At 62.9% G+C, this 22,623-nt stretch carries 24 protein-coding genes and 1 pseudogene; 13 read left to right on the top strand and 12 right to left on the bottom strand.

The annotated features are described in order from the left end of the window. The first annotated feature begins 133 nt into the window (after positions 1 to 133). From OKW43_RS19715 to OKW43_RS19705, 3 genes are read left to right on the top strand one after another with little or no spacing between them, the layout of a single operon-like run. On the top strand, positions 134 to 877 hold the full coding sequence (locus OKW43_RS19715; protein WP_429449224.1) for an energy transducer TonB: 744 nt from the start codon (positions 134 to 136) through the stop codon (positions 875 to 877). A gap of 27 nt (positions 878 to 904) precedes the next feature. Then, positions 905 to 1,636 (top strand): MotA/TolQ/ExbB proton channel family protein, encoded by a 732-nt coding sequence (locus tag OKW43_RS19710; RefSeq protein WP_429449222.1) that lies wholly within the window; start codon positions 905 to 907, stop codon positions 1,634 to 1,636. Positions 1,637 to 1,652: 16 nt separating this feature from the next. Continuing rightward, positions 1,653 to 2,072, top strand: a complete 420-nt coding sequence (locus OKW43_RS19705) for an ExbD/TolR family protein (protein ID WP_187638911.1) — start codon at positions 1,653 to 1,655, stop codon at positions 2,070 to 2,072. A gap of 430 nt (positions 2,073 to 2,502) precedes the next feature. Here OKW43_RS19705 and OKW43_RS19700 read toward each other — a convergent pair whose 3' ends face one another. Then, positions 2,503 to 3,513 (bottom strand): LysR family transcriptional regulator, encoded by a 1,011-nt coding sequence (locus OKW43_RS19700; protein ID WP_187638910.1) that lies wholly within the window; start codon positions 3,511 to 3,513, stop codon positions 2,503 to 2,505. A gap of 122 nt (positions 3,514 to 3,635) precedes the next feature. On the opposite strand from OKW43_RS19700, the gene OKW43_RS19695 reads away from it, so the two are divergent. The 4 genes from OKW43_RS19695 to hemP all read left to right on the top strand — a co-directional run bounded on the left by OKW43_RS19695 (position 3,636) and on the right by hemP (position 6,098). After that, positions 3,636 to 4,514 carry a pirin family protein gene (locus tag OKW43_RS19695; protein WP_429449219.1) on the top strand — a complete coding sequence of 293 codons (879 nt, stop codon included), beginning with the start codon at positions 3,636 to 3,638 and terminating at the stop codon, positions 4,512 to 4,514. A 209-nt stretch (positions 4,515 to 4,723) separates the two neighbouring features. Beyond that, on the top strand, positions 4,724 to 5,122 hold the full coding sequence (locus OKW43_RS19690; protein WP_429449217.1) for an OsmC family protein: 399 nt from the start codon (positions 4,724 to 4,726) through the stop codon (positions 5,120 to 5,122). Positions 5,123 to 5,166: 44 nt separating this feature from the next. Further along, the gene (locus OKW43_RS19685; protein ID WP_187638907.1) at positions 5,167 to 5,652 is read left to right on the top strand and encodes an SRPBCC family protein; all 486 of its coding nucleotides are present in this window, start codon (positions 5,167 to 5,169) and stop codon (positions 5,650 to 5,652) included. A gap of 185 nt (positions 5,653 to 5,837) precedes the next feature. Continuing rightward, a complete protein-coding gene (hemP, locus tag OKW43_RS19680) occupies positions 5,838 to 6,098 on the top strand; it encodes a hemin uptake protein HemP (protein ID WP_187638906.1) in 261 nt (86 codons plus the stop codon). 289 nt (positions 6,099 to 6,387) lie between these two features. On the opposite strand, the gene OKW43_RS19675 is transcribed toward hemP, so the two are convergent. The 5 genes from OKW43_RS19675 to uvrB form a co-directional block, all read right to left on the bottom strand. After that, positions 6,388 to 7,797 (bottom strand): 4Fe-4S binding protein, encoded by a 1,410-nt coding sequence (locus tag OKW43_RS19675; RefSeq protein WP_429449213.1) that lies wholly within the window; start codon positions 7,795 to 7,797, stop codon positions 6,388 to 6,390. Then, positions 7,794 to 8,639 carry an FTR1 family iron permease gene (locus OKW43_RS19670; RefSeq protein WP_187638904.1) on the bottom strand — a complete coding sequence of 282 codons (846 nt, stop codon included), beginning with the start codon at positions 8,637 to 8,639 and terminating at the stop codon, positions 7,794 to 7,796. Before OKW43_RS19670 ends, OKW43_RS19675 begins: the two co-directional genes overlap by 4 nt. A 99-nt stretch (positions 8,640 to 8,738) precedes the next feature. Further along, positions 8,739 to 9,071 carry a cupredoxin domain-containing protein gene (locus OKW43_RS19665; protein ID WP_429449211.1) on the bottom strand — a complete coding sequence of 111 codons (333 nt, stop codon included), beginning with the start codon at positions 9,069 to 9,071 and terminating at the stop codon, positions 8,739 to 8,741. A 112-nt stretch (positions 9,072 to 9,183) separates the two neighbouring features. Beyond that, entirely contained in the window at positions 9,184 to 9,732 is a 549-nt protein-coding gene (locus OKW43_RS19660; protein WP_187638903.1) for an iron transporter, read from the bottom strand. A 274-nt stretch (positions 9,733 to 10,006) separates the two neighbouring features. Continuing rightward, entirely contained in the window at positions 10,007 to 12,100 is a 2,094-nt protein-coding gene (gene uvrB / locus OKW43_RS19655) for an excinuclease ABC subunit UvrB (protein ID WP_187638902.1), read from the bottom strand. A 364-nt stretch (positions 12,101 to 12,464) separates the two neighbouring features. Between uvrB and OKW43_RS19650 the strand changes: the two genes are divergently transcribed. Next, positions 12,465 to 13,664: an amino acid aminotransferase gene (locus tag OKW43_RS19650; RefSeq protein ID WP_429449208.1), complete on the top strand. Its 1,200-nt coding sequence runs from the start codon at positions 12,465 to 12,467 to the stop codon at positions 13,662 to 13,664. Positions 13,665 to 13,817: 153 nt separating this feature from the next. Here OKW43_RS19650 and OKW43_RS19645 read toward each other — a convergent pair whose 3' ends face one another. Together OKW43_RS19645 and OKW43_RS19640 are read right to left on the bottom strand one after the other, a co-directional pair. Then, positions 13,818 to 15,050: a DUF3734 domain-containing protein gene (locus OKW43_RS19645; protein WP_429449206.1), complete on the bottom strand. Its 1,233-nt coding sequence runs from the start codon at positions 15,048 to 15,050 to the stop codon at positions 13,818 to 13,820. Positions 15,051 to 15,060: 10 nt separating this feature from the next. Further along, positions 15,061 to 15,858 (bottom strand): 3-hydroxybutyrate dehydrogenase, encoded by a 798-nt coding sequence (locus tag OKW43_RS19640; RefSeq protein WP_429449204.1) that lies wholly within the window; start codon positions 15,856 to 15,858, stop codon positions 15,061 to 15,063. A gap of 235 nt (positions 15,859 to 16,093) precedes the next feature. Here OKW43_RS19640 and OKW43_RS19635 point away from each other — a divergent pair, with 235 nt between their 5' ends. Together OKW43_RS19635 and OKW43_RS19630 are read left to right on the top strand one after the other, a co-directional pair. Continuing rightward, a complete protein-coding gene (locus tag OKW43_RS19635; RefSeq protein ID WP_187638898.1) occupies positions 16,094 to 17,065 on the top strand; it encodes a potassium channel beta subunit family protein in 972 nt (323 codons plus the stop codon). 119 nt (positions 17,066 to 17,184) lie between these two features. Further along, positions 17,185 to 18,030, top strand: coding sequence for a 23S rRNA (adenine(2030)-N(6))-methyltransferase RlmJ (locus OKW43_RS19630; protein ID WP_187638897.1), 846 nt, complete (start codon positions 17,185 to 17,187; stop codon positions 18,028 to 18,030). A gap of 75 nt (positions 18,031 to 18,105) precedes the next feature. Here OKW43_RS19630 and OKW43_RS19625 read toward each other — a convergent pair whose 3' ends face one another. The 4 genes from OKW43_RS19625 to cueR all read right to left on the bottom strand — a co-directional run bounded on the left by OKW43_RS19625 (position 18,106) and on the right by cueR (position 20,842). Then, positions 18,106 to 19,146 (bottom strand): ABC transporter substrate-binding protein, encoded by a 1,041-nt coding sequence (locus OKW43_RS19625; RefSeq protein WP_187638896.1) that lies wholly within the window; start codon positions 19,144 to 19,146, stop codon positions 18,106 to 18,108. Between the two features lie 225 nt (positions 19,147 to 19,371). Next, entirely contained in the window at positions 19,372 to 19,683 is a 312-nt protein-coding gene (locus OKW43_RS19620) for a hypothetical protein (protein WP_429449201.1), read from the bottom strand. A 287-nt stretch (positions 19,684 to 19,970) separates the two neighbouring features. Continuing rightward, complete coding sequence (locus OKW43_RS19615) at positions 19,971 to 20,117, bottom strand: DUF3563 family protein (protein ID WP_013088978.1); 147 nt, start codon at positions 20,115 to 20,117, stop codon at positions 19,971 to 19,973. A 302-nt stretch (positions 20,118 to 20,419) separates the two neighbouring features. Further along, the gene (gene cueR / locus OKW43_RS19610) at positions 20,420 to 20,842 is read right to left on the bottom strand and encodes a Cu(I)-responsive transcriptional regulator (protein WP_187638894.1); all 423 of its coding nucleotides are present in this window, start codon (positions 20,840 to 20,842) and stop codon (positions 20,420 to 20,422) included. 134 nt (positions 20,843 to 20,976) lie between these two features. Here cueR and OKW43_RS19605 point away from each other — a divergent pair, with 134 nt between their 5' ends. From OKW43_RS19605 to OKW43_RS19595, 3 genes and pseudogenes are all read left to right on the top strand, one after another. Further along, positions 20,977 to 21,180, top strand: coding sequence for a heavy-metal-associated domain-containing protein (locus OKW43_RS19605; RefSeq protein WP_187638893.1), 204 nt, complete (start codon positions 20,977 to 20,979; stop codon positions 21,178 to 21,180). Between the two features lie 11 nt (positions 21,181 to 21,191). Continuing rightward, entirely contained in the window at positions 21,192 to 22,079 is an 888-nt protein-coding gene (locus OKW43_RS19600; protein ID WP_187638892.1) for a dTDP-4-dehydrorhamnose reductase family protein, read from the top strand. A 230-nt stretch (positions 22,080 to 22,309) separates the two neighbouring features. Further along, positions 22,310 to 22,555 (top strand): annotated as a pseudogene (locus tag OKW43_RS19595) (transposase); the annotation flags it as partial. Positions 22,556 to 22,623: the final 68 nt, after the last annotated feature.

The following is a 22,623-nucleotide window of genomic DNA, read 5'->3' as shown; positions in this document are numbered from 1 at the left end:
CCCCTTGGAAAGGAGTTCGAGATGGAATTGCTGATTGGTTTCGTGACTACTTTGATCATTTCGCTGCTGATTTTCCGAACATGACGATGTCCTGTTTGACGCGCCGCCCGCACGGTGCGCTGCCACACTGACCATGCAGGCTCCGCATCCCATTACCGCCGGCGCACCGCTGGCGTCGTTCACCCGACCGAATTCCCGCACGCTGATCGGCACTGCCGTGGTCGCCACGGTTCACGTCGCACTGCTCGCCGTGATCATGACGCTGCGTCACGAGCCGGTGCAGGTCGCGCTCGAATCGCATGTGATGACCGCCGAACTGCTGCCGCCCGCGCCGCTCGCTGCGCCGGTCGCGCTTCAATCGATCGCACCGCCGCCACCCCGGCCGACGCCGCCCGTGCATTCCAAGCCGAAAGTCCCGCCGAAGCCGGTTGCGACGCCCAAGCCGACCCCGGCCCCGACTCCGTTGCCGCAGGCCGCCGCGCCGTCGCCGACATCGGTTGCGGCGCCCGATCCGACGCCGCCGGCGCCCGCCGCACCGGCGACGCCGCCCGCAGCGGCAACGCCCGCGATCGGTAAGCCGACGCTGCAAGTCAGCGCGCCCAAGAACGTGTCGCATCTCGATTGCAACGTCGCCCACCCGGACTACCCCACGCTGTCACGGCGCCGCGGAGAGACCGGCACTGCGTACGTCCATTTCGTGGTCGGCCTGAGCGGCAAGCTCGAGGACATCGAGTTGAAGAAAAGCAGCGGCTTCAGCCGTCTCGACGACGCGGCCGTCGCCGCCGTGCGCGCGAGCGCCTGCAAGCCGTATCTCGAGAACGGCGAGCCCGTCAGGGCCGCGTACACCCAGCCTTTCAATTTCGGCCTGACCGACTGAAGCAGCTTTCAAAAACAAGGAATTGCGATGCAAAACTACGGATTGGCGCACGTGTGGGCGCAAGGGGATTTCGTGACGCGCGGTATCGCGCTCACACTGTTGATCATGTCGGTGATGTCGTGGAGCGTGATCGTCGTCAAAGGCTGGAACGTGATGCGCCTGAAGCGTCTGACGAAGAACGCCGAGCAGGCGTTCTGGCATTCGGACGACCTCGCCGACGGCGTGAAGAAGCTCGGCGGCGGCACCTCGACGCCGCATGACAATCCGTTCCTCGCGCTCGCGCTATCAGGCCAGGAAGCGGCCGACCATCATCACCAGACCCAGCCGCATCTACATGACCGCATGGACGTGTCGGACTGGATCACGCGCTGCCTGAAAGACACGATGGACGAAAGCATCGCACGCATGCAGAGCGGTCTCGCGATTCTCGCGTCGATCGGCAGCACCGCGCCGTTCGTCGGCCTGTTCGGCACCGTGTGGGGCATCTATCACGCGTTGCTCGCGATCGGCGCGAGCGGCCAGTCGTCGATCGACCAGGTGGCGGGCCCGGTCGGCGAAGCGCTGATCATGACTGCGTTTGGTCTATTCGTCGCGATTCCGGCGGTGCTCGGCTATAACGCGCTCACGCGCGCCAACAAGGCGATCGTCGCGAAGCTCGCCCGCTTCGCGCACGGCCTGCATGCGTTCTTCTTGACGGGCGCGCGCCTGTCGTCGTCCAGGCGCGGCGATGGCCTGCGTCTCGCGGCCCGCGCCAACTGATCGACGAGGCATTCGAATGGCAATGAGCCCTTTCGCCGCAGACGATGACGACGGCCTGATGAACGAGATCAACATGACGCCGCTCGTCGACGTGATGCTGGTCCTGCTAATCGTCTTCATGGTGACGATTCCGGTCATCCGGCACGCGGTCAAAATCGATCTGCCGCACGCGAGCAGCCAGAAGGAGGATACGAAGCCCGCGCAGGTGACGGTGTCGATCGACGCGGACGGCAACGTGCTGTGGGACAGCACCAAGGTCGACGACGCGGCGCTCGCCGCAAAGATCGCCACGGCCGCGCAGGCGAGCCCGCAACCGGAGCTGCATCTCGATGCGGACCGCAAGGTGCCGTATGAGAAAGTCGCGCTGGTGATGTCGGCCGCGCAGGCTGGCGGACTGACGAAGATCGGTTTCGTTACGCAGCCCAAAGCGAAGTAACCGTCACGCGACACGCGAAGCAGGACGCCCGTCCACGCGAAACACCGCTTTAAACAGCGGCCGAAAAGTAAAAGGCCTTCATCGTCGGATGAAGGCCTTTTTTTGTGCGCGCTCGGCGCCTTCGGGCGGCGGGATCATTTGCCATCGGCCGAAGACTGATAGCTTTTATCACCGCATGCGAGGGCCGTGGTCGACACGGACAACGCGGTCAGCCCTATCAGGCTCGCTATGATAGCGGCCATGAGTTTTCGCATAGGAGACTCCTTAGCGAAAGGGATTTCACTATAGGCCCGCGCGCGCGTGCATTCAAGCAGACGGCCATTGAAAGTAATGATGACAAGCCACGCTTAAATGCTAAAAACGATTTGCGCCGCGCGATAGCGGCCGCGTTCGGGGCATCGCGCGGGCCTTGCGCGTCGCCCCGAACGCTTTATGGCACCACCGCCGACGCGACGGCGGAAGCCGCAGCAACCGCTCCCTGCGCCCCAGCTTCTTTACCGTGCAGAGGACACTCGCCCGTGATGTGCTTGCCCTCGTCCGGATCGAGCATCTCGACCAGATAATCGACGAACGCGCGCACGGCCGGCACCATACCCTGACGCGATACGAACACCGCGTACAACTGCGGCGTCGGAAAAGTCCACCCCGGCATCACGGGCGACAACTGCCCCGCTCTCAAAGCGGCTCCATACATCATCTCGGGCAATGCGGCGATGCCGACGCCGGCGAGCACCGCCTCACGGATCGTCATCAGATCGGCGGTCACGAGGCGCGGCTCGTGCTCGTGAGCATGGCGCGTGCCATCGGGCGAAATCAGGTTGTACACGTGTCGACCGTCGCTTGTCGGCACGTCGAGTGTTTCGAAGCGGTTCAGATCGGCCGGCGTCAGTGGAGGCGCATTCTGCTGCAGCAGGCTCGGCGCGCCGACCAGCATCTGCTCGGTGCGCCACAGCGGCCGCACGACGATGTTCGCGTTCTCCGGCGGATCGGAGCGCACGCGCAACGCGACGTCGATCGAATCCTCGAACAGATCGACCACGCGATTCGTCACACGCATCACGACGCGCACCTCCGGATAGCGGTGCATGAATTCCGGCAGGATCGTCGACAGGATCGTCTGCGAGACCGTGACAGGCACGCTGACGCGCACCGTGCCGCGCGGCGACGAGCGCAGTTGCTGCACGACATTGACCGCCGCTTGCGCTTCGCTGAGCATCGCCTGACAGTGCTGGTAGAACAACTGCCCCGCTTCGGTCAGCGCGAGCTTGCGCGTAGAGCGCTGCAACAGGCGCACACCGAGCGACGCCTCCAGCTCCGTGAGCCGACGCGATAGCCGCGACTTCGAGATGCCCAGCACCCGCTCGGCGGCGGAAAATCCGCCATGTTCCACGACCTGCGAAAAGTACATCAGGTCGTTCAGATTGTGTGAATCGATCTTCATCTCATCGTTCCATGAATAGAACAATCCATTGCCGGCTGGCGGCTGGCACCGCGAAAAACGGTCCTTATAATAGCTCCATGTTTCAGAAATAACGCTATTCCCCATTTTTCGAGGTGATATTGATGACTACGCCACGCACGATCGAACGCACGTTCCCGTCGGTTCGCACGGTGGAAGGTGGCGGATTTGTCGTTCATCGACCGTTTCCGACGCGTCTGTTGATGGACTTCGACCCGTTCCTGCTGCTCGACGAAATGGGGCCGGTCGACTATGCGCCGGGTGAGGCCAAGGGCGCGCCCGATCATCCGCATCGCGGCTTCGAGACGGTCACCTATGTGCTCGAGGGCCAGTTCGGCCACAAGGATTCGGCGGGCCATTCCGGCACGCTGCGCGCCGGCGACGTGCAATGGATGACCGCGGGCGCGGGCGTCGTGCATAGCGAAATGCCGGACCCGGCATTCACGCGCACCGGCGGCCGCGTGCACGGCCTGCAACTCTGGGTGAATCTGCCGCGTTGCGACAAGATGATCGCGCCGCGCTATCAGGAGATCCCGTCGACGCGCATTCCGGTCGCGACGTCCGAAGACGGCAAGGTGCGCGTGAAGGTCATCGCGGGCGAAGCGCTCGGCGTGAAGGCCGCGATCGAAACGCGTACGCCGATCCTGTATCAGCATTTTTCGTTGCAGCCGGGCGCGACGATTCGCCAGCCGGTGCCGGCCGACTATCGCGTGTTCGCCTACGGTCTGTCCGGCAAGGGCGTGTATGGCGAAGGCGACGCGCGCGCTGACATCGACGCGCGCACGATGGTCGTGTTCGCGAACGACGGCGACACGGTGACGCTCACGGCTGGCGACGAACTCCTCGAAGTGCTGCTGTTCGGCGGCGTGCCGCTGAACGAGCCGTTGGTGCGATATGGCCCGTTCGTGATGAATACCGAGGATGAGATCCGTCAGGCCGTGATCGACTATCAGGCGGGACGGATGGGCGCGATCACGCATTGACAAGCTACCGCCCACCGCGCGTGATTCACGCCTGTCAGCGCGAGTCGAAGCACGCCGACAGAGACTCGCGCGCCGCCAAACCGCCCGTCTCGGGGCGCGAACGCCAGAAAATTCGGTCACAATAACGGCTGATGTCGCGCGGCCCGCGTCGATCGCAACAATCAGACCGCGGCGCGCGATGCTATTTGATCACCAGCACAGGAGCGCGCATGGCAGAGCCCACCGTCACCGCCCACATCGGTTCGACGAATTTCCAGGTCGTGTTTGACGACGGCAAGCACACATGGCTCGCCGACGAACCCGAATCGCTCGGCGGCGGCGACCGCGGTCCGACGCCCGTATCGCTACTGCTGTCGAGCCTCGGCGCGTGCACGTCGATCACGCTGAAGATGTACGCGCAACGCAAAGGCTGGCCGCTAGCGAGCGTACGCGTCAAACTGTCGATGGAAACCGGCGACGCGGGTTCGACGATCGACCGTCAGATCATGCTCGACGGCGATCTGTCCGACGAGCAGCGGGAACGGCTTTTGCAAATTGCCAATGCGTGCCCGGTGCACAAGATCCTGACGCACACGATCTCGATCCGCTCCGCGCTCGCCGTCGCCTGACACGCGCGGCAGGCATTGCAACATTTACATAGGACGCTGTCGTCTTGAATTTCGAACACCTCATTCAGATCAACGATCCGTTGAATCCCTTCGTCGAATCGATGACCCGCGAGCAGCTTTGGGAAGGGCTCGTGCTGCGCGCCGAGCAGCCGCAACTGTTCGTGATGGGTCTCGACAGCTGCAAGATCCTGTCGCGCGATGCCAATGTGCTCGAGCGCGAACTGCACTATGGCCAGGCCACCGTGCGCGATCGCGTCACGCTGGAGGCAAGGGAGAGGGTGCGCTACGACATCCTGCCGACCGCCGAGTACGTCGGCGGCTCGCTGACCATGACGATCGAGCAGCCCGACGACCTCCAGCTGTTCCTGCGCTTCGAATACGCGACCACGCTGCCCGTCTCGACGACCGATCAGGACGCGGTGCAAACGCAGGAGATCGTCAAGTCCGCGTATCGCGAGAACGATATCGACACGGTGCGGCTGATCCGCCAGTACGTCGGGGCCAAACAGGAACCGGGACCGCTGCACTGATATGCCGCGCGGGCGCCCTGCCCACGCTGTCGCGGGGCCATGTCCAGCATGGCCCGCGGAGCCGTTGTCTGGCCGCTCTTTCATTCAGCTATCAGAAGTCGAATTCGATCAATTTCTCGGTCTTGTAAATAGGAATAGTTATCATTTAGAATGATCCCATCGAATCGACGAACAAGCTAAAACGAATGACCGATATGACTCGCTCCTCCACGTTCACCCTGCGCCGTTCAGCGGTCGCGCTAACCGGCCGCCCGAAAACGTCGACGACGGCCGTACTCGCGACGAAGCCCGCAGCGGAGCGCATCACCGGCCAGGGCGAGACGTCGGAGCGGGTCGTGCGCAGCGACGCGCTGCTGCAAGGCCATAGTCACATCAGCATCGTGCACAACGGCGAGACGTACCAACTGCGTGCGACGCGCCTCGGCAAGCTGATCCTGACGAAGTAGCAACGCAACACGAGGTAAGTACCGGGTATTGTGGGGACCACCTCCCAGAGAGGTGTTAGGCATTAGCCAGCCACGACGGCTTGCACGCGAGAACTAGACCCCTTCGTGCAGACACCAAGCCAGCCGTCGCAGCAAGCCAGGCCGTTTTTTTGGTTCTCGCTCCAAAGCGGATGCGCGCGACGGCACGCATCGCGGAAGATGAAAATGACAAAGCCGTGGGATGTCACCACCCCACGGCTTTTTCTCTTTGTGCGTGCGCCTGCGTTTGCACCAACCACCGGCGAATGACTTACTTCGACGCCCAGCCCCAGAACATCAGCCACCACGCGCTATTGACGACCGCCAGCGCCGCGACGAACCACAGCATCGCCAGCGCGCGCGGCACGAAATGCTCGCTATATCGGCGCGTGACGAGCCACGCGAGCCATGCGCTCCACGCGCTCGCAATCACGAGAATCGCGATGCGCAGATCCGACGCCCACCACAGCGACACGTGCTCGGCGCGCAGCAGCGACAGCGTCGTCGCCGACAAACCGAGGAACACGCCCGCGCCCGCGATCGGAATCAGCCCCTGGGTCAGGTGATGCAGCCGTGTCGAGCTAAAGCGCCCGAGCATGCGCGTCGCGCCTGTCAGCAATAGCAGCAGCGCGGTGCCGTAGACGAGCGCCGTCGACAGGATGTAGCCGATCAGCAGCGAGCCGTCGAGCCACGAGAACACGTCGTTCTGGTCGGGGTAATGCGTGAACAGGAACCACGGCGCGTTGGTGTCGAGCGGCCACGTGATGTCGCGATCGACGAGCCACGTCGCGGCGACCATCTTCAGGTCGATGAACCAGCGCGACGCGGTCCAGTGGAACGCGCCGATCGCGATGCCGAGCAGGCCGTACAGAATCAGCGCGGTGTCCCACGGGTTCGCCTTCTTGTCTCCGAGTTGCACGACTTCCGTCGACGGCTTGCGCCACGTCAGCGCGATCGCATCACGGTGTCCGCTGCAGCGGCCGCACATATGGCAGTCCGCCGCGCCCTTCATGTTGCGCAATGGCACGAGCGGCGCGCAGTTGATCGGAATCACGCGATGCCCATGCTCGCCGTTCGTGTAAGAGCGGCGCCAGGCGTCTTCGTCGACCTTGTAGTGAAACGGCGCGAGGCGCGCCAGAAGCGAAAAAACCCCGTTGACGGGGCACAGGTATTTGCACCAGACGCGCTTTTCGCGTCCGTACAGCAGACCGATCACGATTGCCGCGAAGGTCGAGCCGCCTAGCACCAGCAATACCGCCTTCGGATACTGGTAGACGCTCACCATCTGCCCGTAGATCGTCGTGATGCCGAACGCGACGAAGGGCCAGCCGCCCCAGCGCATCCAGTGCGGAATCGCGCGGCCGCGGCCGAATTTGCTCGCGAATTCGGCAAGCGCGCCCTCCGGGCACAGCACGCCGCACCAGACGCGGCCGAGCATCACCATCGACAGCAGCACGAACGGCCACCAGATCCCCCAGAACACGAACTGCGCCGCGAGCGTCAGGTTGTTCCACAGATGCGCGGTGTCGTCCGGCAGCGGCGTCAGCGCGGGCACGATGATCAGGAACGCGTACAGCGCGACCACGACCCATTGGATGCCACGGATCAGCGCGCCGTGGCGCTGCATCCACTGGCCGGCCGCCGCGAGGCGGCCCGGCTTGGGAGCCATCACGACGCTCATGCCGCGCGCCCTGCCGCCTGCCGCGCGGGCTTGCGACTGGCGCGGCGCACGAGCAGATAAACGACCGCCCAGTACACGCCATAGGCAAGCAGATTCATCAGAGCCGGATGCGCGCGGTAGCCGGTCAGCGTCGCGACGAGCGAACCGAAGGTGCTCGAATCATCGAGAATCGCCGACGAATTCCACAGCTGGTCGACGAGCGTCGGCAGGATCTCCTTGTCGATCAGCTTGTCGACGCCGGTCTGGAACAGGCCCGCGCCGAGGAACAGCAGCATGATTTCGGTGACGCGGAAGAAGAGCCGCCACGAGATGATCTTGCCGCCGAGCTGCAATACGTAGAAGGTCAGGAATGCGAGCGCGAGACCGATCACGACAGCGAGCGTCTGGCTGCCGTCGACATGCCCCGACTGGCCAAAGCCGAGGCCGTACAGGAAGATCACCGTTTCACTGCCTTCGCGCGCAATCGCCAGTGCGACCAGCACCGCGACGCCCCACCAGTTCGAATCGCGCTGGCTCTTCTGCAGCGACTGTTCCATGTCGCGCTTCAGCGTGCGGCCGTGCTGCTTCATCCACAGCACCATCTGCACGATCAGTACGCAGGCGACCAGCACCATCGCGGTCTGGAAGTAATCCTGCGCATCACCGGAGAGCACCTCGGTGAAGCCGACCAACGCGGCGCCGAGCGCCACCGCCGCGATCACGCCGGCCGCCACGCCGCCCCACAGGTACGGCAAGCCGCGGCGCGCGTCGTCGTCGCCGTTTTTCAACCACGCATACAGGATGCCGACGACCAGCAGCGCCTCGACACTTTCCCGCCACACGATGAACAGAATCTGACCCATTCAAGCTCTCCCTTCGATCCTTCTACCGCCTGCTTCCGTTGCCTCGCGCGGCCGACAGCGCCCACATCCCGCGGCGCTCGCGGCCGATCGAACCATTGCTTACTTCGCGACGATCACGCCCTGCGCCTGCTGGTGAAAGTCGTCGAAAAACTTGTATTCGCCCGGCTCGAGCGGAGCGATCACGACGAACGAATCGGCGCCCGGCGCCAGAACCTTCTCTTTACGCAACTGCACGCTTTCGAATTCGGCCGCGCCCCTGCCGGTGTTACGCACTTCGATCTTGATACGCTGCCCGGCCGGCACTTCGATGCGGGCCGGGTTCAGCTTGCCGTCGTTCATTTCGAGCTTGAAGGTCGGCAGGTCGGCTGCATGAGCCGTGGCCGCCAGGCAAAACGTGGCGGCAAGCATCGCGATCTTTCGGTTGGTTCTCATTGGCCTTTCCGGAAAACGCGACGCGCCGACGCCAGGTATGACACCGAAGGTCCGCGCGCCGCCTGCTGCATTCATGGATACGTTGATCGACCGCGCTGACACCGCGCGCCGATCAGTAACCGCCCTTCTTGCCGATGCCGGCGAAGGTGAAGTCATATTCGAGCGTGATCGGCTTGAACCACGGACCCACGCCGGTTTCCTTGTCGACGTGGCGACCGAATGCCATGTGGCCCATCTGCATCGGCGGTTCGACGATCAGCTTCAGGTGATATTTGCCCGGGCCTTGCAGCTTGACGTTGTCGCCGTAGTGCGGACCGTCGTTCGCGACCATCGGCATCAGTTCGCCCTTTAACGGCTGGTTCGAGCCGGCCTTCGTCAGTTCGTAGCGCACCTGCAGATACGGCATCCAGTCGCCTTCGGCGAAACCGGTCGGATTGTTCTTGACCGCGTGGATGTCGGACTCGAGGTGGATGTCCGAATCCGACGCCTTTCGCATCATGCCTTCGGGTTCCATCGTGATCGGCTGCAGATAAACCGCGCCGATTTCCATGCCGCCCTGGATCTGCTGCTTGCCGATCGGATATTCGGCAGCCGAGGCCGACAGTGCCGCGACAGCCGCCACCGCTGCCGCCCCGCCGCGCACAAAGGAAGAAATCCGCATTGAAACTCCTTGTTTTTATCAGACTGGAATCGATTCAGTTGGAACACTGGGTCCGCAAGGCAGATGCAGATTAAATGCGAACCATTCTCAATATTGAAGGAGTTTATCATCGATCGCCGACGAGAACAAACCTGCCAGCATGCTCGCCCATAGGCGATCAGGGTCTTAAGGCTCGCTTAAGAAAGGCTGAGCTTGAGCGCCCGCATAAATGAAAAGGCGCGGCGAATGGCCGCGCCTTTTCTGAATGGACAAAAGCGGTGGACGGATGCGTTAGTTATTCGACGCCCGACACGTGGTCGCCGACGTTCGCGCCGAATACGCGCTGGCGCAGCAGCGCCAGCTGGTCGCGAGTCTGCGCGGCCTTCTCGAATTCGAGATTCTTCGCGTGCTCCATCATCTGCTTTTCGAGGCGCTTGATCTCCTTGGCGAGCTGCTTCTCGGACATGTCCTCGAATTTCGCGCGGGTTTGCTGTTCCTTCAACTCGGCGCGCGCTTCGTCGACGTTGTACACGCCATCGATGATGTCGCGAATCCGTTTCACGACGCCGCGCGGCGTGATGCCGTGCGCGGCGTTGAACGCGATCTGCTTCGTGCGGCGCCGCTCGGTTTCGTCGATCGCGCGACGCATCGAGTCCGTGATGTTGTCCCCGTACAGAATCGCCTTGCCATTCACGTTACGCGCCGCCCGGCCGATGGTCTGGATCAGCGAACGCTCAGCGCGCAGGAAGCCTTCCTTGTCCGCGTCGAGGATCGCGACGAGCGACACCTCGGGAATATCGAGCCCCTCGCGCAGCAGGTTGATTCCGACCAGCACGTCGAACGCGCCGAGACGCAGATCGCGGATGATCTCGACGCGCTCGACCGTGTCGATGTCGCTATGCAGATAGCGCACCTTGATGCCGTGGTCTGCCAGGAACTCGGTGAGCTGTTCGGCCATCCGCTTGGTCAGCGTCGTGACCAGCACGCGGTCGCCGGCCTTGATGCGCTCGTTGATCTCGCCAAGCACATCGTCGACCTGGCTGCGCGCCGGCCGGACCTCGATTTGAGGGTCGACGAGGCCGGTCGGACGCACAAGCTGTTCGGCGACCTGCCCCGCGGTCCTCTTCTCGTAATCGGCGGGCGTCGCCGACACGAACACGACCTGGCGCATCTTGCGCTCGAACTCGTTGAACTTGAGCGGCCGGTTGTCGAGCGCCGACGGCAGCCGGAAGCCGTAGTCGACGAGGTTTTCCTTGCGCGCGCGGTCGCCGTTGTACATGCCGTTCAGCTGGCCAATCAGCACGTGCGATTCGTCGAGCATCATGATCGCGTCGGGCGGCAGGTAATCGACGAGCGTCGGCGGCGGCTCGCCCGGCGCCGCGCCCGAGAAGTGCCGCGAGTAGTTCTCGATGCCCTTGCAGAAACCGAGCTCCTGCAGCATCTCGAGGTCGAAGCGGGTGCGCTGCTCGAGCCGCTGCGCCTCGACGAGCTTGCCTTGGCTATAGAAGAACTCGAGGCGCTCGCGAAGCTCGGCCTTGATCGTTTCGACGGCGCGCAGCACGGTATCGCGCGGCGTCACGTAGTGCGACGACGGATAGACGGTAAAGCGCGGAATTTTCTGCCGCACGCGGCCGGTCAACGGATCGAACAGCTGCAGCGTCTCGACCTCGTCGTCGAACAGCTCGACGCGCACCGCCATTTCGGCGTGCTCGGCCGGGAAGATATCGATCGTGTCGCCGCGCACGCGGAACGAGCCGCGCTGGAAATCGGCTTCGTTGCGGCTGTACTGCATCGCGATCAGCCGCGCGATGACGTCGCGCTGGCCGAGCCGGTCGCCGGTGCGCAGCGTCAGGATCATCTGGTGGTATTCGGACGGATTGCCGATACCGTAAATCGCCGACACCGTCGCAACGATCACCACGTCGCGCCGCTCCATCAGGCTCTTGGTCGCCGACAGCCGCATCTGCTCGATATGCTCGTTGATCGACGAGTCTTTCTCGATGAACAGATCGCGCTGCGGCACATACGCTTCGGGCTGGTAGTAGTCGTAGTACGAGACGAAGTACTCGACCGCGTTGCGGGGGAAGAATTCCCGGAACTCCGAATACAGCTGCGCGGCAAGCGTCTTGTTCGGCGCGAATACGATCGCCGGGCGGCCGAGCCGCGCGATCGTGTTGGCCATCGTGAAGGTCTTGCCGGAGCCGGTCACGCCGAGCAGCGTCTGGAACGCGAGACCGTCCCCGACGCCTTCGACGAGCGTGTCGATGGCCGTGGGCTGATCGCCGGCGGGTGGATACGGCTGGTAGAGCTTGAACGGCGAACCTTCGAACGCGATGAATTTTGATTCGTCGAGCGTATCGTCGGCTTCGGTCAGATGGTGTTCGGACATGAGGGCGGCACCGGGCCTTGGGCAAAGAATCATTCTAACGGGTTGCGGAAAGCGAAGATCGAGCGGTGTTTCGTCTAGTTCGCGCGTTCGCCAGAGCCACGCCCGGTCGAATTCCACGCTGTCACATGGCTCCCCAATGCCTGTTTTTCAAGCAAATAATTGACTTTTGCCCGTCTCGTCGTCCGAAAAAAGCGCCCGGATTCGTTACAATGCCAAGCTGCGCTCGCTCGCCGCTGTCCATAGGCCCGTCCCTGATTCTCGCGTTTCATCGAACTTTGCCACGCGCCCGAAACGCCGCCGACGCTCCAGACGAGGCCGCTCGCGCGCGAAGCCGCCCTCTTTTCACTACTGCTGCCCACCCATCATGTCTCTGTTCTCCGCCGTCGAACTTGCTCCCCGCGACCCGATTCTGGGCCTGAACGAAGCTTTCAATGCCGATACGCGCGCCACCAAGGTCAACCTCGGCGTTGGCGTGTACTTCAATGAAGAAGGCAAGATTCCGCTGCTGCGCGCCGTGCGCGATGCGGAAAGGGCCCGCGTCGAAGCGGCGCTGCCGCGCGGCTATCTGCCGATCGAAGGTATCGCCGCTTACGATGCCGCCGTGCAAAAGCTGCTGCTCGGCAACGACTCGCCGCTGATCGCGGCCGGCCGCGTCGTCACGGCACAGGCGCTGGGTGGCACGGGCGCGCTGAAGATCGGTGCGGACTTCCTGAAACGTGTGAATCCGAACAGCAAGGTTGCGATCAGCGATCCGAGCTGGGAAAACCACCGTGCACTGTTCGAAGGCGCGGGCTTCGTCGTCGAATCGTATCCGTACTATGACGCGCAAACGCACGGCGTGAACTTCGACGGCATGCTGAGCGCGCTGAACAGCTACCCGGCAGGCACGATCGTCGTGCTGCACGCGTGCTGCCACAACCCGACCGGCGTCGATCTGAGCGTCGAGCAGTGGAAGCAGGTCGTCGAGGTCGTCAAGGCGCGCAACCTCGTGCCGTTCCTCGACATCGCCTACCAGGGCTTCGGCGACAACATCGAAGCGGATGCGGCAGCCGTGCGTCTGTTTGCGGCGCAGGAACTGAACGTGTTCGTGTCGTCGTCGTTCTCGAAGTCGTTCTCGCTGTACGGCGAGCGCGTCGGCGCGCTGTCGATCATCACCGCGAGCAAGGAAGAAGCGGCGCGCGTGCTGTCGCAACTGAAGCGCGTGATCCGCACCAACTACTCGAACCCGCCGACGCACGGCGGCTCGGTGGTCGCCGCCGTGCTCGCGTCGCCGGAACTGCGCGCAACGTGGGAAATCGAACTGGGCGAAATGCGCGACCGCATCCGCGCGATGCGCAACGGTCTCGTCGAGCGTCTGAAGGCAAGCGGCGTCGATCGCGACTTCAGGTTCGTGAATGCGCAACGCGGCATGTTCTCGTACTCGGGTCTAACGGCGCCGCAAGTGGACCGTCTGCGCGAAGAGTTTGGCATCTATGCGGTCAGCACGGGCCGCATCTGCGTGGCTGCGCTCAATACGCGCAACCTCGACGTCGTCGCGAACGCGATTGCTCACGTGCTGAAGTAAGGCGATTCACGGCGCGGGGGTTTGCCGCGCCAGTGCAGCAGGTTTGCCGCTGCCACCGCCTGTAAAAACGGCGCCTTTTCCAGAAAAGGGCGCCGTTTTTTGTTTACTGACTGTTCGGCCCGGCCGGCGCACGCCGGCTCTCTCTGCGAGGGATCAGCGCGAGTCGCGATGAATATCGTGCGTGACGAACCCGGCATCGTTATCCGGCAGATCGAGCCAGCCGGGTTGCTCGAGCGAATGGCGAATATCTTCGAGACCGCTGCGCCAATGCTCGCGCATCGTCGACAGACCGAACTGAAAGTCCTTGTAGTGTCCTTCGTATTCCTTGTGCCGGTAGATCAGGTGAACCACGTTGTAGCGCTTCGAGCACGACAGATCCTCGGCCAGCTCGCACCACGGATCGTCGCGCTGCTCGACGGGCACACGGTCCAGCACCTCGCGCAGCACGTGGCGAAAACGCTGCGAGCGCTGCAGCATGTCGGTCACGAGGCGCGTGCGGCTCGAATACTGGATGTCTTTCATGCGTCCCTGCACGTCGGTGATGTTGTCCGGCACCGGCCCGATTGCGCTCCATAAATCGACCTGAAACGCGAGCGTGTCGCGGCGCGGCGTCGACTGGAGCACCTCGTAGAGCGGCGTATTCGACATCAGGCCGCCGTCCCAGTAGAACTGACCGTCGATCTCGACGGCCGCGAAGCCCGGCGGCAACGCGCCCGACGCTATGAAGTGCTCAGGCCTGAGCGTGGTGCGCGTATTGTCGAAGTACGCGAAGTTTCCCGTGCCGCAGTTCACCGCGCCCACCGACACGCGTATTTCGCCGGAATTGATCCGGTCGAAATCACACAGCGACTCGAGCGTGGTCTTCAGCGGCGTGGTGTCGTAGTAGCTCGCCAGTTGCGGCGGACCGGACACCGTGGGCAGCGGCGGTGGAAAGCGCGGCACGAAGAAGCCTCTTTGCCCTTCGACAATCGCACTCATCGCCTGCGCTGCCGTAAATGCTTTGCGCACCGCTTCGCTCGAATTGAACAGCACGTGTTCGATCGGAGCCGGCAACGGCAGCCCGAACGCCGGCTGGCAGATCGTCTCCCAGAATTGCAGCAGACGCTCGACGCGTTGTTCCGGTGGATTGCCCGCAATGATCGCCGTATTTAGCGCACCGATCGAAATTCCCGCGATCCAGTTCGGCTCGATGCCGGCTTCGTCAAGTCCCTGGAAGACGCCGGCCTGATAGGCGCCCAGTGCCCCCCCGCCTTGCAGCATCAGCGCGACAGTTTCGTAGTTGGGCAACCGGGGATGCCGGCGCAGGCCGGCGGCGACCGCCGGACCCGCGCCCTCCCCGTCGCCGGACACGCCTACGCGCGCCCGCTTCAGATTGCGTTGCGCCACGGGCCGCCCCTTAGTGCATGTACCAGCCGTGGCTCACGACGAACGACTGGCCGGTCAGCGCCGCGCTCGGGAAGGTCGACAGGAACAGCACGGTCTGCGCGACGTCTTCGACCGTCGTGAAGATACCGTCGACGGTACCGCCCAGCATCACGCGCTTGATCACTTCCTCTTCGCTGATGCCGAATTCCTTCGCCTGCTCGGGAATCTGCTTGTCGACGAGCGGCGTACGCACGAAGCCCGGACACACGACGTGCGAACGCACGTTGTGCGCAGCGCCCTCCTTGGCAAGCACGCGCGACAGGCCCAGCAAAGCATGCTTTGCGGTCACGTACGCCGACTTCAACGGCGAGGCGAGATGCGAGTGGACCGAGCCCATGTAGATCACGACGCCGCCGCGATCGTCCTTATACATGTGCTTGAGCGCGGCCTTGGTGGTCAGGAACGCGCCGTCCACGTGAATGGCCTGCATCTTCTTCCAGTCCGAGAACGAATAGTTTTCGATCGGATTGACGATCTGGATGCCGGCGTTGGAAACGAGAATGTCGATCGAGCCGAATTCCTCGGCGACCTTGTCGATACCCTGGTTGACGGCTTCTTCGCTCGTCACGTCCATTGCCACGCCGATTGCCTTGCCGCCGCCCTTTCTGATTTCTTCAGCCACGGCGTTCGCGCCGTCCTGGTTCAGGTCGGCGATCGCGACCGCCGCGCCCGCGGCCGAAAGAGTCAATGCGATCTGTTTGCCGATGCCGCTCGCGGCGCCAGTGACGACGGCGACCTTGCCGTTCAGATTGGTGTTAAGAGACGACATCCAGAACCTCCATGCAGTAGATGAGCAATGAGACCACAAGGCCACGCGCGGCGAGAAGTCGGCCAAACGGTATAGACCGTTCGGCCGATGCAACGCGGCGGCCGACTTTGCTATTGTGCATGAACCCCGTGAACGACATAGGTAAAACGCACATCGAACCGTATCTCTCTAAACTGGACGCTTGCGGGCTGAATCCGGGCTCGATCCCCGTGGCATCACCAACCAGGAGACATGCATGAATTATCGACGTCTGGGCCGCTCCGGCCTGCAAGTGAGCGAGTTGTCCATCGGCTCGTGGGTCACGTACGGCAACCAGGTGGATCACCGCGCTGCGCGCGAATCGCTCGCCGCGGCGCGCGACGCGGGCGTCAATTTCTTCGACAACGCCGAGGTCTACGCAGGCGGCAAATCCGAGGAGATCATGGGCCATGCGTTGAAGGAACTCGCGTGGCCGCGCGTGAGCTACGTCGTGTCGACGAAATTTTTCTGGGGACTCAACGAAGCGCCGAACCAGTACCACACGCTGAACCGCAAATACCTGATGAACGCGATCGACGGGTCGCTGAAGCGCCTGCAACTCGACTATGTCGATCTCGTGTTCTGTCATCGTCCCGATCCGAACACGCCGGTCGAGGAAACGGTCTGGGCAATGAGCGATATGATCGCGCGCGGCAAGGCGCTGTACTGGGGCACCTCGGAATGGAGCGCCGACGAGATTCGCGCCGCTTATCAAGTCGCCGAGCGGCATCATCTGCACAAGCCGGTCATGGAGCAGCCGCAATACAACCTGTTTCATCGCAAACGCGTCGAGCAGGAATACAAGCGGCTCTACGAGGACATCGGACTTGGCCTGACCACGTGGAGTCCGCTCGCATCGGGTCTGCTTACCGGCAAATATCGTGACGGTGTGCCCGCCGACAGTCGCGCGCAGTTGCAGGGCTATGACTGGCTGCGTCAGCAGCTCACCGACCCGACGAGAAACAACGTGGTCGGCCAGCTCGGCACGGTCGCCGACGAGCTCGGCTGCACGGTCGGTCAGCTTGCGATCGCGTGGATTCTGAAGAATCCGAATGTCAGCACGGTGATCACGGGCGCCTCGCGCGTCGACCAGATCGGCGAAAACATGCAGTCCGCCGAGGTGGCCGAGCGCATTACGCCGGAGATCAAGCAGCGGATCGAGGCGATCATCGGCGACGCGCATGAGTAATCGCGCGCCCCGCCAGGCACTGACCGGATAACCGGGCACGTGCGGTCGCGTACAATACGCGACCGCGCGACACCGGCTCCCTTCGGCGCCAGCCTGCGCTCTTTTAGCGTCTTCTCATCATGCTCAGCTACCGCCACGCCTTTCATGCCGGCAATCACGCCGACGTTCTCAAACACGCCGTCGTAGTGCAGCTGCTGCGCTACTTTGGCCAGAAGGACAAGGCCTACTGGTATATCGACACGCACGCGGGCGCCGGCGTGTACTCGCTGAAGGAAGGCTACGCGACGAAGACCGGCGAGTTCGAGACAGGCATCGCGAAACTGTGGGGCCGCAACGATCTGCCGCCGCTCTTTGCCGAATATGTCGACGAAGTCAGCGCGCTCAATGCCGATGGCCAGTTGCATTTCTATCCGGGCTCGCCGTATCTCGCGTGGCGGCAGTTGCGCGCGCAGGATCGCATGCGGCTGTTCGAATTGCACAGCACCGAAATCGACGTGCTGCGTCACAATTTCCGCGACGCGGGCCGTCGCGCGATGCTGTACGCGGGCGACGGTTTCGACGGCATTCTCGCGCTGCTGCCGCCGGCGCCGCGTCGCGCGCTGATCCTGCTCGACCCGTCGTATGAAGACAAGCGCGATTACGGGCGCACGCTGCGCTGTGTCGAGGAGAGTCTCAAGCGTTTTCCGACCGGCACGTATGCGCTCTGGTATCCGCAGGTCAAGCGCCCCGAGTCGCAGCGTTTCCCCGATCAGCTGAAGCAGTTGCAGAAGGACAACTGGCTCCACGTCAGCCTGACCGTCAGCAATCCCCCAGAGGACGGCTATGGACTGTTCGGTAGCGGCATGTTCATCCTGAATCCCCCGTATACGCTCGCCAGGATGCTCAAGGATCAGATGCCGTGGCTCGTCAAGACGCTCGGCGAAGACAAGGCAGCGACGTTCAAGGTCGAGTATCGCGGCAACTGAACGTGACGAGCGGCGCGTGAGCGGGCTGCGCGGTACCCCGTCATATTTATCGAGCGAGCCGATCTCACCTCATGCTCATTTGAGCTGCGCAGCCGCCTTGATCGCGAACTGGTTAGTATAGGTCGCGCTCAAATCGATCTTCTTCGGATCGAGCCGGCTATCGAACGACGACAACGCGCGCAGCGACGTCGGCGGGCCGTCCGCAGGCATCAGTCCATCCGGCGAATAGGCGTCGCGCACATTGTGAAAGGCGTCGAGATAAAGCGTTGGGTCGCCCAACAGATAGGCTTGCGGCACCATTTTCAGCAGATCCGCGTCGCTTGCGGTCTGCAGCCAATGATTCGCGCGCACGATCGCATTGGTCAGCGCCTGCGTCGTCTTCGGATTTTTCTGGATGAAGCTCTCGGGCGCATAAAGCGTCGCCGCGGGCATCGTGCCGCCGAACACATCCTGCGTGCCCTTCACGGTGCGCGTGTCCACCAGCACCTTGATCGCGCCGCTACGCGTGAGCTTGGTCATCATTGGATCGACATTGGACAGTGCGTCAATCTGCCCGCTGCCCACCGCGGCCAGCACCGTCGCGCCGCTGCCGACGCCGATCGCCGAAATGTCGCTGCGCTGCACGCCAGCCTTGCGCAACGCAACGGTGAGCACGAGATCCGTCGACGAACCCGGCGCGCTCACGCCGACCTTCGCGCCTTTGAAGTCCGCCAGCGACTTGATCTGATCGGCCTTCGATTTCACCACGCCGATCACGATCTGCGGCGCGCGGCCCATCAACACGAATGCCCGATAGTGCTGCCCCTTCGCCTGCATGAACAGCGTGTGCTCGAACGCGCCCGCGCCGACGTCGGCGCTACCGCCCACTACGGCTTCGAGCGCCTTCGAGCCGCCCGCGAAATCTTCGAGCGTGACGTTCAGGCCTTCGTCCTTGAAGTAGCCGAGCTGCTGTGCGGCGAGGACCGGCAGGTAGTAGAGGCCGGGTAAGCCGCCGACGGCCATCGTCAGTGTCGGCTTTTCCGGCGTGTCTTTCGCGAAGCTGGCGCCTGGCAGCGCGGCCAGTGCGAGCAGCATCACGCAGGCGCGCGTGGCACGCTGCATCCAGTAATTCGGCATGGGGACGTCTCCTGGTTGTGTTTTCCGTTCGAAACGGTGACGCAGGCGCACATGCCGCGGTCGAAGCTCACGGCAACGAGGCGTGCAACGATTGTCGTCGGACGGTTTCACGGGCGCCATGCGCCCAAACCCGAATGAGATGCCGGGTGCGAGGCAAGCTGGCGCATGCGGAAGACAGAGGACCGGCCGGAAGCGTCGCCGATGCGCTTTCGCGCCCTTGTTACCTCATTGCGGAAGCGGCACCGGCCGAGGCATCGGCCGGGGCGGTACGCCGCCACCGGCCGGCAACTGGATATACGGCGCGACTACGAACGGTGGCGACGCATCCCGAGGCAGTTCGACGGGTGCAGCGATCGGCGGCGCGGCGACGATCGGCTCGGGCGCAGGCGGCGAGCTCAGCAGTATGGTGCCGCTCTGGCCATTATTGACGCCGCCAAGCGTATCGAGAATCACGGGAGGGCGGTCGTTATCGGAGACCGCGAATGCGTCCGACGCAACGCAGAGGGTCGCGAGCGTCGTCATGGCGGCGGCCGCCATCACGGATCGGAAAGGTTGGAGCGAACGGACGGAGGACATGGGCAGCCCCGGTGGATTATGAATGCCGTCTTGCGCGAAAATCGCCCTACCTTACCGCGGCGCGCGTTACGAAGCTAGTCGATATTCGCCATGCGCGGCCTTGCGGCGCCGTTCGCGCGAAAGGCGCCGAAAAGCGCGCTCATTTCAATGTCCGGATACGACAAAGCCCCGCTTTGACGGGGCTCGACATTGGTGCTGCAATGGCCACGCAAAAGCACACGCGCCAAGTCAAACTTTCAAGCGCAAACTTACCGCGAATAGCCGTTGGTTTCCAGCGAACGGATGCGCTGTTCGAGCTGGACGATATCTGACGACGATGCCAGATACGCCTCACGACGGCTACGTTCTGCAGTTTCGAACCAGGTGCTGAGCTTTTCAAGAATGAATGCAAACATGATGTGTTCTCCAGGAATCAGATCGGATCCCCGGTGATTTGACATCAGGGATTTCCCGTAAAGGGTTAACCCGTATTATAGCCGCAAAGTGCAACCCGAACAGTGAAATGCCTGCATGATGTGCATTCCGTTTGGGAATGACGCACCGAATATGTGCGCTAGGACGCCTGATTTTATTGCGATTCGGCAGCATTTTTCAGGTTTTGCATCATGTCAAAGCGTTCTTATGCACGTTTGAGGTGCGTAAATTCGTCGAATGCAATCAAGATGTAATCGGGTTGCACCTTCTCCTGGGCCAGCCGCTAAACCGGGTGGCAACCTTGGTCCGAAACCATATCAGTATCCGCTAGTCGCTCGATAATCGGACAATCTGGCCGGTCATCGCCGTGACAATGATGGGCGAGATGCGCGAGGGTGTCGCGCATGTCAGTCAGCTCGGCAATGCGACGATCGAGCTCGGCGACATGTTCGAGCGCGATGCGCTTTACTTCCGCGCTGGCACGCGAGCGGTCGTGCCATAGCGCGAGCAGTCGCCGGATATCCTCGACCAGAAATCCGAGACGGCGAGCCTGGCGAATAAAGCGCAGAGAATGCACTTCCTGCGACCCGTACACACGATAGCCGGCGCTCGTGCGCGCCTTAGCGGTCAATAGGCCGACGCTTTCGTAGTAGCGGATCATTTTTGCCGTAACGCCCGACGCGCGGGCCGCTTCGCCAATGTTCATGGCTGTTTCCCCAAGGTTTTGGCTGAACTCTAGTCGATGCTACACCTTCCCATAGTGGGAAGGTCAGCTACCCAAACACGGATCAGCAGGCATAATTCGACTATTCGCAATCTGATTCCGTCGAGGTCTTTGCAATGACAATCGAGTTCCATGTAGAAGGCATGAGCTGCCAGCACTGTGTTGCCGCCGTCACGAACGCGATTCGCGAACACGACGCCGCCGCGCAGGCTCAGGTGGATCTTGCAACCGGCCGCGTGGTCGTGGAGTCGGCGCAACCGGTCGATGCGCTGAAGGCCGCGATCGAACAAGCCGGATACACGGTCACGTCTGTGCGCTGAGAGCGCCGATCATGTTCAAGGTTGCCGTGATCGGTGGTTCGGGGCTGCTCGGCCGCGCGCTCAACGACGAACTTGCGCGCCAGGCCGGCTGGCAAAGCGTCGCCACCGCATTGAGCCGGCCGTCGCCGCAGATGATCGCATTGGATGTTCGCGATAGCCTTGCGGTCGAGCGCTTCATCGACCATGTGGCGCCGGATGCCGTCGTGATTGCCGCGGCGGAGCGCCGTCCCGATGTATGCGAGCGCGATCCGGAGCTTGCACGCGCGCTGAACGTCGATGCTGTGCGGGCGATCGCCTCGGCGGCGAACCGGCACGGCGCGTGGACGTTGTCGATCTCGACCGACTATGTGTTCGACGGCTCGAATCCGCCCTATCGTCACGACAGCACGCCCGCGCCACTCAACGCGTACGGGCGGAGCAAGCTCGAAGGCGAGCGAGCGCTGGCCGAGACGGCCGAGCGGGGATGCGTGCTGCGTCTGCCGCTGCTGTATGGGCCGGTTATCAGTTGGTCGGAGTCGGCTGTGACTAGCCTCGTGCCGGCGATCGTGGCATCGGCCGCGCCGGACGGCCAGGCCGCCTTGATGGACGCCTGGGCCATCCGCTACCCGACGTTCACGCCCGATGTCGCGGTCGTGATCCGACAGATGCTTGAGCGACACGCGCGCGGCCAAACGATCTCTGGCATCGTGCAATGGTCGGGCGACGAACCGATGAACAAGTATGAGATCGCGGTGCGCCTGGCAAAAGCATTGCAACTCGACGCGAATCTGATGCCCCAACGTACACCCACCGATGCGACGCCGCGCCCGCACAACTGTCATCTGGCATCGAGCCGCCTGGAGGCATTTGAAATCGGCCGACGCACACCCTTCGATATTGCGATCCGGCAGTTGCTGTAAGCGCGCAACGGACGACGTAGCCTTCGCGAAGCGAGCAAAGGTGCCTTAGTCTGCCGAGGGAGCCAGTCGTCAAGGCTGCTGGCTCTCGTAATCGTCGGCACTTTGTGCAACGGATGGTGCCGTGTTAAACAACGCAACGAGATAGAGGCGGCGCCGAGAATCCGGACAGGTCGGTAAGTGGAAAAGCTGGCGCGTGAGTCGGTCATAATGGCCGGCAAAGGAACCAGAAGATGACGAAACGCAACCGACGGACACACTCACCGGCGTTCAAGGCAAAGGTGGCACTCGCGGCGCTCAAGGGCGACAAGACGCTGGCCGAGCTGGCCCAGCAGTTTGATGTGCATCCGAACCAGATCACGGACTGGAAGAAGCAACTGCAGGAGGGTGTTGCCGAAGTGTTCGAGACGGGCCAAACATCGGCCGAGCCCCCGGTCGATGTGAAGGTGTTGCACGCGAAGATCGGGCAATTGACTCTGGTGAAACGCGCGATATCGGCCGCGTAAACGCAAAAACCCCACCGCGAGGGGTGGGGTTTCTGACGGGG

Origin of the sequence: Paraburkholderia sp. WC7.3g (genome assembly GCF_050436345.1) — a bacterium.
Taxonomy (GTDB): domain Bacteria; phylum Pseudomonadota; class Gammaproteobacteria; order Burkholderiales; family Burkholderiaceae; genus Paraburkholderia; species Paraburkholderia podalyriae.
This window is presented reverse-complemented; position numbering and strand designations above follow the sequence as displayed.

What these genes read in the sequence shown, in the direction of transcription:
- OKW43_RS19690 (WP_429449217.1), top strand. Translation starts at nt 4,724, where the DNA reads ATGGCAGAGCCCACCGTCACCGCCCACATCGGTTCGACGAATTTCCAG.
- OKW43_RS19700 (WP_187638910.1), bottom strand. Translation starts at nt 3,513, where the DNA reads ATGAAGATCGATTCACACAATCTGAACGACCTGATGTACTTTTCGCAG.
- OKW43_RS19650 (WP_429449208.1), top strand. Translation starts at nt 12,465, where the DNA reads ATGTCTCTGTTCTCCGCCGTCGAACTTGCTCCCCGCGACCCGATTCTG.
- OKW43_RS19630 (WP_187638897.1), top strand. Translation starts at nt 17,185, where the DNA reads ATGCTCAGCTACCGCCACGCCTTTCATGCCGGCAATCACGCCGACGTT.
- OKW43_RS19695 (WP_429449219.1), top strand. Translation starts at nt 3,636, where the DNA reads ATGACTACGCCACGCACGATCGAACGCACGTTCCCGTCGGTTCGCACG.
- OKW43_RS19660 (WP_187638903.1), bottom strand. Translation starts at nt 9,732, where the DNA reads ATGCGGATTTCTTCCTTTGTGCGCGGCGGGGCGGCAGCGGTGGCGGCT.
- OKW43_RS19675 (WP_429449213.1), bottom strand. Translation starts at nt 7,797, where the DNA reads ATGAGCGTCGTGATGGCTCCCAAGCCGGGCCGCCTCGCGGCGGCCGGC.
- hemP (WP_187638906.1), top strand. Translation starts at nt 5,838, where the DNA reads ATGACCGATATGACTCGCTCCTCCACGTTCACCCTGCGCCGTTCAGCG.
- OKW43_RS19620 (WP_429449201.1), bottom strand. Translation starts at nt 19,683, where the DNA reads ATGGCGGCCGCCGCCATGACGACGCTCGCGACCCTCTGCGTTGCGTCG.
- OKW43_RS19670 (WP_187638904.1), bottom strand. Translation starts at nt 8,639, where the DNA reads ATGGGTCAGATTCTGTTCATCGTGTGGCGGGAAAGTGTCGAGGCGCTG.
- OKW43_RS19615 (WP_013088978.1), bottom strand. Translation starts at nt 20,117, where the DNA reads ATGTTTGCATTCATTCTTGAAAAGCTCAGCACCTGGTTCGAAACTGCA.
- OKW43_RS19710 (WP_429449222.1), top strand. Translation starts at nt 905, where the DNA reads ATGCAAAACTACGGATTGGCGCACGTGTGGGCGCAAGGGGATTTCGTG.
- OKW43_RS19600 (WP_187638892.1), top strand. Translation starts at nt 21,192, where the DNA reads ATGTTCAAGGTTGCCGTGATCGGTGGTTCGGGGCTGCTCGGCCGCGCG.
- OKW43_RS19605 (WP_187638893.1), top strand. Translation starts at nt 20,977, where the DNA reads ATGACAATCGAGTTCCATGTAGAAGGCATGAGCTGCCAGCACTGTGTT.
- OKW43_RS19640 (WP_429449204.1), bottom strand. Translation starts at nt 15,858, where the DNA reads ATGTCGTCTCTTAACACCAATCTGAACGGCAAGGTCGCCGTCGTCACT.
- OKW43_RS19715 (WP_429449224.1), top strand. Translation starts at nt 134, where the DNA reads ATGCAGGCTCCGCATCCCATTACCGCCGGCGCACCGCTGGCGTCGTTC.
- OKW43_RS19665 (WP_429449211.1), bottom strand. Translation starts at nt 9,071, where the DNA reads ATGAGAACCAACCGAAAGATCGCGATGCTTGCCGCCACGTTTTGCCTG.
- uvrB (WP_187638902.1), bottom strand. Translation starts at nt 12,100, where the DNA reads ATGTCCGAACACCATCTGACCGAAGCCGACGATACGCTCGACGAATCA.
- OKW43_RS19635 (WP_187638898.1), top strand. Translation starts at nt 16,094, where the DNA reads ATGAATTATCGACGTCTGGGCCGCTCCGGCCTGCAAGTGAGCGAGTTG.
- OKW43_RS19705 (WP_187638911.1), top strand. Translation starts at nt 1,653, where the DNA reads ATGGCAATGAGCCCTTTCGCCGCAGACGATGACGACGGCCTGATGAAC.
- OKW43_RS19625 (WP_187638896.1), bottom strand. Translation starts at nt 19,146, where the DNA reads ATGCCGAATTACTGGATGCAGCGTGCCACGCGCGCCTGCGTGATGCTG.
- cueR (WP_187638894.1), bottom strand. Translation starts at nt 20,842, where the DNA reads ATGAACATTGGCGAAGCGGCCCGCGCGTCGGGCGTTACGGCAAAAATG.